At 69.4% G+C, this 10884-nt stretch carries 9 protein-coding genes; 7 read left to right on the top strand and 2 right to left on the bottom strand.

Annotated features, from left to right (window positions below; translation table 11 throughout):
* Positions 1 to 1480 (top strand): alpha/beta hydrolase family protein (locus tag V6M89_RS28800; RefSeq protein WP_332856438.1); only part of this gene is annotated, 1480 nt, incomplete at its 5' end.
* 13 nt (positions 1481 to 1493) lie between these two features.
* Here V6M89_RS28800 and V6M89_RS28795 read toward each other — a convergent pair.
* On the bottom strand, positions 1494 to 2219 hold the full coding sequence (locus V6M89_RS28795; protein ID WP_332856437.1) for a hypothetical protein: 726 nt from the start codon (positions 2217 to 2219) through the stop codon (positions 1494 to 1496).
* Between the two features lie 169 nt (positions 2220 to 2388).
* On the opposite strand from V6M89_RS28795, the gene V6M89_RS28790 reads away from it, so the two are divergent.
* The 4 genes from V6M89_RS28790 to V6M89_RS28775 all read left to right on the top strand — a co-directional run bounded on the left by V6M89_RS28790 (position 2389) and on the right by V6M89_RS28775 (position 7140).
* Complete coding sequence (locus V6M89_RS28790) at positions 2389 to 3648, top strand: sensor histidine kinase (protein ID WP_332856436.1); 1260 nt, start codon at positions 2389 to 2391, stop codon at positions 3646 to 3648.
* Positions 3645 to 4289, top strand: a complete 645-nt coding sequence (locus tag V6M89_RS28785; protein ID WP_332856435.1) for a response regulator transcription factor — start codon at positions 3645 to 3647, stop codon at positions 4287 to 4289. The genes V6M89_RS28790 and V6M89_RS28785 overlap by 4 nt, the downstream gene beginning before the upstream one ends.
* Positions 4289 to 5062, top strand: a complete 774-nt coding sequence (locus V6M89_RS28780; protein ID WP_332856434.1) for a MipA/OmpV family protein — start codon at positions 4289 to 4291, stop codon at positions 5060 to 5062. The genes V6M89_RS28785 and V6M89_RS28780 overlap by 1 nt, the downstream gene beginning before the upstream one ends.
* An 89-nt stretch (positions 5063 to 5151) precedes the next feature.
* Positions 5152 to 7140 carry a DUF6600 domain-containing protein gene (locus V6M89_RS28775; RefSeq protein WP_332856433.1) on the top strand — a complete coding sequence of 663 codons (1989 nt, stop codon included), beginning with the start codon at positions 5152 to 5154 and terminating at the stop codon, positions 7138 to 7140.
* Positions 7141 to 7164: 24 nt separating this feature from the next.
* Here the strand turns inward: V6M89_RS28775 and V6M89_RS28770 are convergent, their stop codons facing one another.
* Positions 7165 to 7908, bottom strand: a complete 744-nt coding sequence (locus tag V6M89_RS28770) for a substrate-binding periplasmic protein (protein ID WP_332856432.1) — start codon at positions 7906 to 7908, stop codon at positions 7165 to 7167.
* Positions 7909 to 8093: 185 nt separating this feature from the next.
* Between V6M89_RS28770 and V6M89_RS28765 the strand changes: the two genes are divergently transcribed.
* Together V6M89_RS28765 and pnuC are read left to right on the top strand one after the other, a co-directional pair.
* A complete protein-coding gene (locus V6M89_RS28765) occupies positions 8094 to 10103 on the top strand; it encodes an ATP-binding response regulator (protein WP_332856431.1) in 2010 nt (669 codons plus the stop codon).
* A 56-nt stretch (positions 10104 to 10159) separates the two neighbouring features.
* Positions 10160 to 10720 carry a nicotinamide riboside transporter PnuC gene (pnuC, locus tag V6M89_RS28760; protein ID WP_332856430.1) on the top strand — a complete coding sequence of 187 codons (561 nt, stop codon included), beginning with the start codon at positions 10160 to 10162 and terminating at the stop codon, positions 10718 to 10720.
* Positions 10721 to 10884: the final 164 nt, after the last annotated feature.

The raw sequence follows: 10884 nt of genomic DNA, 5'->3' as shown, positions 1-10884 counted from the left end.
GCCGGCGTCGGCGCCCGTGACGCCGACCGCGCCCACCGGCGTGGCCGATACCTCCGGCGCGCGCGGCGCCTTGCTGTTCAACCCGCCACCGCTGGCGCAGTCGCTAGCCCCCGCCGGCCTGGTGCAGGCGCTGGGCCGGCTCGGCACGGTGGGCGCGCAGATCCTCAGCGCCGCCGGCCAGCCCAAGTGCGGCATCGATTTCCACCAGTTCGAATACAGCACCGTCGGCGCGGGCGGCGAAACCACCACCGCCTCCGGTTCGCTGATGGTGCCGAACGGTAGCGATCCCCTGTGTAACGGCAAGCGCCCGGTGCTGATGTATGGCCACGGCAGTTCCCAGCAGCGCAACATCCGCATGGGCGACCTGGCGCCCAGCGCGCCATACTCCGCCACCAGCGCCGCCGCCGCCGCGCTGTACGCGGCCCAGGGCTACATCGTGATCGCGCCCAACTACGCCGGCTACGACAGCTCGACCCTGAGCTACCATCCGCACCACGTGGCCGAGCAGAACGCCAAGGACATGATCGATGCGCTGACCGCCGCCCGCAAGGCCTTCGCCAGGCTGCCGCACCCGGTGGCCGACAGCGGCAAGCTGTTCCTGACCGGCTACTCGGAAGGCGGCTATGTGACGATGGCCACGCACCGCGCGATGCAGGCGGCCGGCATCAGCGTCACGGCGGCGGCGCCGTTGAGCGGCAACTATGCCGAGAGCGTCGCCTACGAAACCAGCCTTGGTTCGCCGGACTTGCTGCGCGGGCTGGCCCAGGTCGGCGCCGGCTCCATGCTCGACCTCACGCTGCAGTTCACCGCGTGGCAGAAGGCCTACGGCAATCTGTACGCGGCCCCGACCGAGCTGTACCAGCCGGCCTACGCGGCCACCATGGAGACGCTGGCGCCGACGCTGTTGCCGATCGACCGGCTGATCGCCACCGGCAAGCTGCCGCCGCACCTGCTGGCCAACGACATGCCGGGCTACGCCAGCTTGCCGGCGGCCGAGCAGGCCGCGTATGGCACGCCGGAACAGAGCCTGCTCAAGTCGGCCTACCTGACGGCGTTGCTGACCGATATCGCCAGCCATCCGTGCCCGGTGGGCTCGTCCAGCGCGCCGCTCGATTGCGCCCACGCGCATCCGATGCGCGCGGCCTGGTTCAAGAACGATTTGCGCACCTGGGTGCCGACCGCGCCGGTGCTGATGTGCGGCGGCAATGGCGATGAGGAGGTGCCGTTCAACAACGCCACGCTGACGCAAGCCTACTTCAACGCGCACGGCGTCGCCGCCGGCCTGGTGACGGTGCTCGATGTCGACACGCCGGTGCTGGCCAACGATCCCTACGCAGGCGCCAAGAACCTGTTCGCGGAAGCCAAGCGGCTGGTGATCGCCGGGCACGGCAATCCCGCCGACCCGGACAACTACCACGGCTACATGGCCTTTGCCGGCTGCAACGTGGCGGCGCGCGATTTCTTCAAGGCTTATCAGTAAGAAGCCTGGACCCTCAGTCGTACAGCGTGCCGATGGCCAGCGGCGCGCTGAGGGTCTGGATCTTGCCGCGCTGCGGCCAGTCGGCGAAGCGGTACAGCGCCACCTTGTAGATACCCATCGAATTGCCTTCGAACGGATGGGCGTCGACCAGCGGCAAGGCGCCGCCGGGGCCGTCGGTCTGGATGCGCACCTCCGGCGCGGCGCCGGCCGGATAGACGAATTTGATGCCCAGGCATTGCTTGCCGCTGAGGCGCATGCGGTAGCCCGATTCGCGCTGCGCGCCGATCAGCTGCTCGCAGGCGGCGCGCAGTTCGGCCAGGTCGTAGACGCCGTCGGCGTGCTCGCGGATCGAGTAGCGGCCGCTGAAGTAGTAGCTGCCTTTCTGCCGGTTCAGGCGCAGCACGGCGTCGTCCTGGTAGGCTTGCTTGAGCATGGGCAGCTCGGCGCGGCCGATGGCGTCGACCGCGATGGTGGTGTCGGTTTTTTCGCCCACCAGGTGCAGGCTCAGGCCGTCGAGCGGGGCGGCCGGGTCGAGCGGGCGGATCTGCATGTGGGCCTGGATCAGCGGCCGGCTGCGGGTGTAGTAGGCGAAGAAGGCGGCCGCCTTGTAGGCGTGCCGGTAGCTGTTCCATTCCGAATCGCGCTCGGCGCTGATGATCACTTTGGGATCGTCGCCGGCGCCTGCGGCGGTGGCGGCCAGCGGCAGCAGGGCGGCGATCCATAACGGCAGTGTTTTCATCGGCGGGCGCGGACGCGAGTTCAGGGACTGCCGATTCTAGGTCAAAGCGCGGCCGCGCGCTCATCCACGAGCGCCTGTGCGTGGGGGAAATGCCACATGACTTCCAGCACTGTTGTTGCCCGGTGGCCTCGCGTATCATGGCCCGACTCATGCTCCCGCCAGGAATCCCATGCTGCATCGCTTCAAGAACAATCTTATCGGCGTCATCGGCCTGCTGGGCTGCGTGGTCGGCGGCGCGCTCGATATCAGCCATTTCCGCCTCGGCGGCATCAAGACCGATACGCCGCTGGGCCAGCTTGCGCAGTGGAGCGCCAGCTGGTTCACGCCGGCGCCGTCGGCGATCCGCGCCGGCACCGACCGCGACGAGTTGACCGTGCTGCTGTTCCTGATCGCCTACGTGGCGTTGATGATGCTGTTCGGCCTGCTGTTCTGGCTGCGCACCGGCAACGGCGGCGCCGCCGCCCGGCGGCCGGCCTGGCAGGGCCGGGCGATGCTGGCGGCGCAAATGGCGATCGCGCTCAGCTATCCGCATTCATTGCTGTACCTGGTGGCCGCCGAGCTGGGCCTGGTGCTGGCGCTGCGCAGCGGCCTGCGCTGGCTGGCGCTGCAAGCCTTGTTGCTGGTGCTGCTGGTGCTGGCGCCGCTGCCCGGCAACGAATACACCCGCAGCGACGGCTGGGTGCGCGAAGTGCTGCTGGACCTGGGCACGATGACGCTGTGGCAGTGCATCGCCTTCGGCATCGGCCACATGGCGGCGGTCGAGCGGCGCGGCCGCATCGAACTGGCGGCCGCCAACGGCGAGCTGCGCGCCACCCAGCTGCTGCTGGCCGACACGGTGCGCTCGGCCGAGCGCCTGCGCATCGCGCGCGACCTGCACGACATCGTCGGCCACCACCTGACCGCGCTCAACCTGCACCTGGACCTGTCGCTGCGCCAGTCTGGCGCGGCCGCGCCGCCGGCGCTGGCCACCGCGCGCGAGCTGGCGCAAGGCTTGCTGGCCGAGGTCAGGGTGGTGGTCGGCAGCGAGCGCGGCGCGCAGCGCATCGATTTGCGCGAGGCGCTGGCGGCGCTGTGCGCCGGCATTCCGCAGCCGCGCATCGCGCTGCGCTTCGCGCCGGGGCTGGAGATCGCCTCGCCGGCCGTGGCCCACACGCTGTTCTGCTGCGTGCAGGAAGCGATCAGCAACGCCGTGCGGCACGCCGCCGCCGGCCAGCTGGACATCGAACTGGTGCGCGCGGACGACGGCGTGTCGGTGCTGTTGCGCATCGAGGACGACGGCGCCGGCAGCCGCGCGACAGAAGAGGGCAACGGCCTGCGCGGCATGCGCGAGCGGCTGGCGCTGCTGGGCGGCGAGCTGAAGGCCGGCAACCGGCCGCGGCGCGGCTTCGGCATGGAGATCGTGCTGCCGGCCGGCGCGGGGGCGGCATGACGGCGGTCATCCGCGTGATGCTGGTGGACGACCAGATGCTGGTGCGCAGCGGCATCTGCGGCCTGTTGGCGCTGACGCCCGACATCCGCGTGGTGGCCGAGGCGGCCGACGGCGCCGGCGCGCTGGCGCTGGCCATGGCGGCCAAGCCGGACGTGCTGCTGCTCGACATCCGCATGCCGCAGCTGTCGGGCATCGCGCTGTTGCAGCAGTCGGCCGCGCTGCTGCCGCCGACCATCCTGCTGACCACCTTCGACGACGACGAGGCGCTGCTGGACGGCATGCGCGCCGGCGCCAGGGGCTTCCTGCTCAAGGACATCTCGCTGGAGCGGCTGGCCGACGGCATCCGCGCGGTGGCGGCCGGCGCCACGGTGTTCCGCCCGGCGCTGACCGAACGCACCCGAGGCGCCTACGAAAGCAGCGCCGGCGCGGCGCCGCCGCGCGAGGCCGGCGAGCGCCTGACCGCGCGCGAAACCGAAGTGCTGGCGCTGATGGCGGCCGGCTTCAACAACAGCGAGATCGCCACCGCGCTGGGGCCGAGCGAGGGCACGATCAAGAATCACGTGTCGAGCATCCTGGCCAAGCTGGGCGTGCGCGACCGGGTGCGCGCGGTGCTGCGCGGACTGGAACTGGGACATATCTGATGACGAGAAATTTTTTGCCGGCGCTGCTGGCGCTGGTGACCTGTGGCGCGGTGCAGGCCGGCCCGACCCGCATGATGATGCCGGAGGATACGCAAGACATTTATTTCGGCCTGGCGCTGAACGACCTGGTGCACGACAAGAGCGGCGAGCGCCGCACCACCGCCTTGCCGACGTTGTGGGTGCAGTGGAGCAGCGGCGCCTTCCTCGACCTGAACAGCGAAGACGGCCTGGGACTGGGCTGGCACCTGTCGGACGACCCGGCGTTTGAATTCGGCCCGCAGCTGCGCTTCAGTTCCAAGGAGCAGCGCAGCGACACGCCGGGCCAGCGCGGCGGCCTGGCCACCGAGGCCGGCCTGTTCGCCACCTATCGCGTCGCGCACAACATCGGCGCCGGCGCGCGCGCCATGGCCAGCAACGGCAGCAACGGCCTGGGCCTGAGGGCGCACCTGTGGGCCGACGCGTCGATGCGGGTGGCGGCGCACCATACGCTGTCGCTGGGCGCCGGCGTGCTGCTGGCCAACCAGCGCTATCTGCAGGAATATTTCGGCGTGACCGCGCAGCAGGCCGAGGTCGAGGCGAATCCGCTGTATGCGCCGCGCCAGGGCGTGTTGAGCATGTATCTGCAACCGGCCTGGACGTGGCAACTGGGGAACAAGTACACGCTGGACACCTGGCTGCGCGTGAGCCGGCTGGGCGGGCAGGCCGCCGCCAGTCCGCTGGTGGGGCAGCGCAACCGGGCCATCGTCAGCACCGCGCTGAGCTACCACTACTGACGCCGGGGTGTCGCGGGCGTGCGGCAACGAACAGTGGGGGCCGCGCCGATCGGCTATGTTGGACGCACGTCTATTCTCCGAGTCCCATCATGGCAATCCGATCCCGATTCTTGCTGGCGCTGGGTGGCGCCGCCTGGTTGTGCAGCGCCGCCGCGCAGGCCGACCCGCCGGCACGCGTGGCGCGCCTGGCCTATGTGAACGGCGCGGTGAGTTACGCCGCCGCCGGCGCGGATGACTGGCAGACGGCAGGCATCAATCGTCCGCTGGTGGCGGGCGACCGGCTGTGGACCGCGTCAGGCGCGCGCGATGAGCTGCGGGCCGGTCCCGCCGCCGTGCGCATGGACGGCGAGACCTTGCTCACGCTGCTCAACGCCGGCGATACCACCACCCAGCTGCAACTGTCGCAAGGGCGTTTGAACCTGCGGGTGCGCCAGTTGCGTCCCGATGAAGTGCTGGAGATCGACACGCCCAACCTGGCGTTCAGCATCCGCAAGCCGGGCCACTACCGTATCCAGGTGGATGCCTCCGGCAACGCCACCCAGGTCGCGGTGATCGACGGCCAGGGCGAGGCCTACGGCGACAACACGTCTTACCTGGTCGCTCCCGGACAGGCCTATCGCTTCACCGGCACCGGCTTGCAGGATTTCAGCGTGGCCCAGTTGCCGCCGGCCGACGATTTCGACCAGTGGTCGGCGCAGCGCGACCGCCGCCTGGAGCATCCGGCGGCGGCGCGCTATGTGTCGAGCGACGTGGTGGGCTATGAAGACCTGGACGACAACGGCAGCTGGCGCGACGTGCCGGGCTACGGCAATATGTGGATGCCGGCCCGCGTGGCGCCGGACTGGGCGCCGTATCGCGACGGCCACTGGTCCTGGGTCGAACCCTGGGGCTGGACCTGGGTCGACGATGCGCCGTGGGGCTTCGCGGTGACGCACTACGGCCGTTGGGCGCAGACGCCCGCCGGCTGGGGTTGGTTGCCGGGGCCGGTGGTGCAGCGGCCGGTGTATGCGCCGGCGCTGGTGGTGTTCGTGGGCGCGGCGACTTTGCTGCTGGGCGACCGGCCGGACCATCATGGCGTGGCCTGGTTCCCGCTGGGGCCGCGCGAGGTGTACCGGCCGTCGTACCGGGCCAGCCCGACTTATGTCACCAACATCAATACCAGCAATACGGTCATCAACAAGACGCAGATCACCAACGTCTACAACAACGTCAACATCACCAATGTGCGCTATGCAAACCGGCAGGCCGTGACGGCGATGCCGGCCACGGCGTTCGCCCAGGCGCAGCCGGTGCGCCAGAATCTGGTGCGGGTGTCGCCGCAGGCTTTGGCCGCCGCGCCGTTGGCGGCCGCGGCGGCGGTGCGGCCGCAGCACGCGCCGCCGCTTGGCGGAGCTGCTGGCGCGCGTCCGGCGCCAGCCATTCTGGCGCGGCCGGTGGTGGCGAAGACTGCGCCGGCCATGGTTATGCCGCCGCCGGTGGCGCACGCTGGAACGCCTGTCCAGGGCGCCGCCCAGGCGGCGGCCAATATCCGCATGGCGCGGGCGGAGCGGCCGAAGATGGCCGTGCCCGCCGCGCCCGCCGCGACGCAGCAACTGGCGCAGAAGGGCGGGGCACATGGCGCGCAGCCTCCCGCACCGGTCACGCCGGCCTTGCCGTTGACGGCGCACGCTACCAGGCAGGCGGAGGTACCGCCGCAGGCAGCCTTGCACCCGCAGCCGGCGCCGCGTCCGCAGCCGGATTCGCGTCCACCGCCTGTGCCGCACCCGCAGCCGGAAGCGCATCCTCCGCCGGCGCCACACCAGCAGGTGGCAGCGCATCCTCCGCCGGCGCCGCACCCGCAAGCTGTGCCGCATCCGCAGCCGGCGCCGCATCCACAAGCGGAAGTGCATCCTCCGGTGGCGCAGCATGCCCCACCGGCGCCACATCCGCCCGCAGCGCCCAAAGCGCCACCGCAAGAACAGGCGCATGTGCCACCGCATGCTCCGGCAGCCCATCCCGACGCCCATCCTCACCCCGAAACGCAACCGCATCGCGAGGCCCAGCGCAAGGATCCGAAGCATGATACTCAACGTGAATAGTCTCCCGCCGCGCGGCGGGGATGGCTAGGACTCGCCGTAGCGGTTGCGGATTTCCGCCAGCACGCCTTGCTTTTCCAGCCGCTGGATGGCGGCGTTCAGCAGCTCGAGGTCGGCCTGGGTGGTGCTGTTTTTGTTGAGCATCAGATGCACCGGCGCCCGCAGCACGGTGAACGGCAACGGCGCGATGACGATGCCTTGCTCCCTGGCTTCGTGCCGCAGGGCGGCGGTGTCGCCGAGGATCAGGTCGGCACGCCCGGCGTCCAGCATGCGCAAGCCCTGCGCGAAGTTGAGGAAGGTGCTCAGCTGGCCGGCCTGCTGCAACACCGGCTGCACGCGCGCATAGGCGGCGCCGTACCAGCCCACCTTGGGCGCCAGCAGCGCTATTTTTTTCCCGGCCAGCGCGTCGACGCTGCGCACGTTCTGGTAGCGCGGCAGGTTGGCGGCGCGGGTGAAGATGCTCACCGATTCGAAGCGGTAGGCCAGGCTGAAGCGCGCATACTTGCGCCGCTCGGCGGTGTCGGAGGCGGCCAGCAGCAGATCCAGCCCGCCCAGCTCGAACTGGCGCTGGCGGCGCGCGGTCGGCAACTCGGGCAACAGTTGCAGCGCGCAGCCGGCCTCCTTGAAGATCGCCTGCGCCAGCTCCAGGTCCAGCCCGGATGGCGGGCCGTCGGGCTTGGAGTACACATAGGGCGGCCATTGCTCCAGGGCCATTTTCATCTGGCATGGCGCGGCCAGCGCCGGCAACGCGGACGCGTAAATGAACGCCATGACGTAACCGACCCAACCCGCTTGCATGGCGAAACCCTTTCTTCTCTTATGGCTACAATTTGCCAGATGTGGCGAGAATGTCAAGGACGTTGCCGTGCCGGAAGGTAATTCTGGCAACGTTGCGCTATTGTGCGCCCCTGTATGGCACAGTTGCTACACTCTGGCTTTCTGCCTCTGGAAACCCTATGCCGGCGCAATCGTCCTCCGCCCTGTCCACCGTCATGTGCGAACCCGTCTGGCGCTTTATCGGCGCCGGAACGCCCATGCGCGACCTGGTGCGGCGCCACGCATGGGAGCACACGGCGCTGGGACCGGTCGCAGAATGGCCGGCCTCGCTGCGCACCGCCGCCGGCCTGGTCATGCACTCAGTGCATCCGATGTTCCTGTGGTGGGGCGAGCAGCTGGTGCAGATCTACAACGACGCCTACCTGCCTTGCTTTGGCGAGGGCAAGCATCCGGCCGCACTGGGGCAGGCCGGGCGTGATTGCTGGCCGGAAACCTGGGCCATCATCGGTCCGCAGATCGACAGCGTGCGCAACGGCGGCGAGCCGCAGTGGTATGCCGACAACCTGGTGCCGATCTGGCGCAACGGCCGCATCGAGGACGTCTACTGGAGCTATACCTACACCCCGGTGTTCGACGAGGCCGACCAGGTGGGCGGCGTGCTGGTGGTGTGCACCGAGACCACCGCCCAGGTGCTGGCCGAACGGCGCCGCCACGCGCTGGACCTGCTGGCGCGCAGCCTGCTGAACTGCCGCGACGAGGCGCAGGTGCAGGGCGCGCTGGCCGATTGCGTGGCCGGTAATCCGGGCGACCTGCTCGGCGCCGGCCTGCGGCGCGGCGCGGCGGCCGAAGTTGCCGGCGGCGCCGATGCGGAAGCCGGCATGGTGGTCATCCACGGCGCCGAGCTGCAACTGTGCGACGACCTGACGCTGGTGTTCCGGGCCTCGCCGCGGCTGCCGCTGGACCAGCCCTACCGCCAGTTCCTGGAACAGATCACCGCCGCCGTGTGCGCCACGCTGAGCCGGATCGAGAGCGACCGCGCGCTGGCGCTGGCGATGGCCGAAAGCGAACGCCTGAACGTCGACCTCAACCTGTCGGCGCGCATCAAGGATGAATTCCTGGCCATGCTGGGGCACGAACTGCGCAATCCGCTGGCGCCCATCGTCACCGCGCTCAAGCTGATGAAGCTGCGCGGCGCCGACACCGGTCACGAGCAGGCCGTGATCCAGCGCCAGGTCGACCATCTGGTGCGGCTGGTGGACGACTTGCTCGACGTCTCGCGGATCGCCAGCGGCAAGGTCGAGCTGCGCAAGGAAACCTTGCAGCTGTCGGACGTGCTGTACAAGGCGATCGACATGGCCAGTCCGCTGCTGGAGCAAAAGCGGCACCGCCTGCTGGTCGAGGTGTCGAGCGTGCGCTGGCATGGCGATCCGGCGCGGCTGGCGCAGGTGGTGTCCAACCTGCTCAACAACGCGGCGCGCTACACGCCGGCCGGCGGCCACATCACCTTGTCCACCCGCTTGCAGCAGCAGACCATCCAGATCCAGGTCAAGGACGACGGCTGCGGCATCGCGCCGGCCTTGCTGCCGCATATCTTCGACCTGTTCGTGCAGGGCAACCGCCAGCTGGACCGCGCCAAGGGCGGGCTGGGCGTAGGGCTGGCGCTGGTGCGCAACCTGGTGCAGATGCACGGCGGCGAGGTCAGCGCCGCCAGCGCCGGCGAGGGTTGCGGCAGCACCTTCACCATCACGCTGCCGGACGGGCTGGCGGAAGGCGCCCCGGCGCCGCTCGCGGTCCTGGCCGAAACCGAGCCGCTGCAGGCGGCCGCCACCAGCGTCAACGTGCTGGTGGTGGACGATAACCGGGACGCCGCCGATTCGCTGGTCGAGCTGCTCGGCGTGCTGGGCTACAGCGCCGTCGCGGCCTACGATCCGGTCGAGGCCATCGCCGCCGCCGCCGGCGCCATGCCGCAGATGGCCATCCTCGATATCGGCCTGCCCGGCATGGACGGCTACGAGCTGGCCGGCCATCTGCGCCGGCTGCCCGGCGGCGCGCAGCTGAAACTGCTGGCGCTGTCCGGCTACGGCCAGGACGGCGACAAGGCGCGCAGCAAGGAGGCAGGTTTCGCGGTCCACCTGGTCAAGCCGATCGACATCGCCGTGCTGGAAGCCGTGTTACAGTTGGAGCAGTAGCGGCCCGCCGCAATGGTCTGCCGCAATACACACTGCATGCTGGATTGGAACTCCTGTTGATCGCTCCGCTGGAAATCGCCGCCAACGTCGTCATGACGGTCTCCATCGTCCTGGCCGGACGCAACAACGTGCATTCGTGGTGGCTGGGCGTGGTCGGCTGCTCGATGTTTGCCGCGCTGTTCTACAGCGTCAACCTGTACGCCGACGTCGCGCTGCAACTGTTCTTCATCGTCACCTGTTTCATCGGCTGGCTGCGCTGGGTGCGCGGCGACAGCGGCGGCGCGCTGCCGATCAGCCGCGCCCGCCCGGCCGCGCTGGGCTGGATGGTCGGCGTCGGCATCGCCGCCACCGCCGCCTATGGCCTGATGCTGCAAGCCTATACCAACGCCTATGCGCCCTTCATCGATTCGGCGGTGCTGATGTTCAGCATCGTCGCGCAGTTGCTGCTGATGGGGCGGCGTCTCGACACCTGGCCGTTCTGGCTGCTGGTCAACACCATCTCGGTGCCGCTGTACGCCAGCCGCGGCCTGCACCTGACCGCCTTGCTGTACGCGGCCTACTGGATCAACGCGCTGGTGTCGTGGTTCTTCTGGCAGCGCAAGATGGCCGCGCTTTAGATTCGATTGGCATATACAAGTAGGATTTAATTCGTTCCCTTCGGCAACGACGGCCTTTATAGTGCAGGCTCTCCAGTGTCACCGGCCCGTTGCCATGCATCGTATTAACGTCATCACCTTAGTCTCTAACCGCCACGTCCTGTACATGCTCTGCATGGCGCAGT

The sequence above is a fragment of the Duganella sp. S19_KUP01_CR8 genome (assembly GCF_036688705.1).
Classification (GTDB): Bacteria; Pseudomonadota; Gammaproteobacteria; order Burkholderiales; family Burkholderiaceae_D; genus Rugamonas.
This window is presented reverse-complemented; position numbering and strand designations above follow the sequence as displayed.